We start from the raw sequence: 1,159 nt of genomic DNA, 5'->3' as shown, positions 1-1,159 counted from the left end.
TCCTCTTTCATCGCCTCCGGCATCCCCGGCCGACCCATCTGTGCCACAAGCCACCCATTCACCAGCACCGTTGCATTGATCACCTGAATCTAAGTCGGCTTTCTTCGCGGCCGAGCTCGACCGGCCACAGCAACGCTCGTGACCTACACGACGAGCACCAGCACCTGTTCTGCGTCGAGCCGATCTGCCGCACCCTCACCGATCACGGGTGGCCGATCGCGTCGGGCACCTACCGCGCCCACCGCCGGCGGCCTACCCTCTGCCAGGGCCCGGCGGGACGCCTGGCTGGCCGAGCAGATCCGCCGAGTTCATCAGGCGAACTACGGCGTCTACGGCGCCCGCAAGGTGGCTGGCGCTCAACCGCGAGGGCATTGCGGTGGCCCGCTGCACGGTGGAAAGGCTCATGCGCTCACTTGGCCTGCGCGGGGTGGTGCGGGGCAAAGCCCGGCGCACCACCATCGCGGACGCGCATGCCGCCCGGCCGGCGGATCTGGTGCGACGCCGGTTCAGCACCGATCGGCCGAAGCGGTTGTGGGTAGCGGACTTCACCTACGTGCCGACCTGGTCCGGCATGGTCTACGTCGCCTTCGTAATCGACGCCTACTCCCGGCGCATCCTCGGCTGGCGCACCGCGACCAGCATGAAGACTGCGTTGGTGCTGGACGCGTTGGAGATGGCGATCTGGTCGCGCAGCCGCGGCGGTGTCAGCGACCTGTCCGGGCTGATCCATCACCACGATGCCGGCAGTCAATACACGTCGATTGCCTGTCGGGGAACTTCCCGCCGCGGTTGGGCTTTGCAACGATGACTCGCCGACCGCGGAATCGACGTCGACCATGTCACCCAGTTGTTCCTACGTAAGCGGCACACGGCTCACTACCGCAATGCCGGTAATGAGCCGTTGCCCTAATAAGAACCGCGTCTACCTTGCGGCGCTGTTCGTCGATTATAAAGACCGGCCTTGCTCGCGCGCATCGGCAGCGTCAACCTCCAGAGCGGGCGTTGTGCGGGCTGGATCGTCGCTACGGTCAACCACGGGCATGTTCTGCTCGATGACGTCGGCCTCGGCCGCCTCCATCGGGATGCCGTCAAGGCCGAGGTCCACCGTACTCATGGCCGGCGATTCATCGGTCGAGCTGGGCGCCGCGGCCTTGGCGGC

General features: G+C 66.4%; 1 protein-coding gene and 1 pseudogene. One reads left to right on the top strand and one right to left on the bottom strand.

The genetic code is table 11. The annotated features are described in order from the left end of the window. Positions 1–261: 261 nt before the first annotated feature. Positions 262–763 (top strand): annotated as a pseudogene (locus AB0M20_RS44895) (IS3 family transposase); the annotation flags it as partial. Positions 764–946: 183 nt separating this feature from the next. Here AB0M20_RS44895 and AB0M20_RS44890 read toward each other — a convergent pair. Then, positions 947–1,159 (bottom strand): hypothetical protein (locus AB0M20_RS44890; RefSeq protein ID WP_364307725.1); only part of this gene is annotated, 213 nt, incomplete at its 5' end.

Source organism: Actinoplanes sp. NPDC051633, from assembly GCF_040681735.1.
Lineage (GTDB): Bacteria > Actinomycetota > Actinomycetes > Mycobacteriales > Micromonosporaceae > Actinoplanes.
Note: the sequence above shows the minus strand (reverse complement) of the source record. Positions and strands in the feature narration are given on the sequence as shown.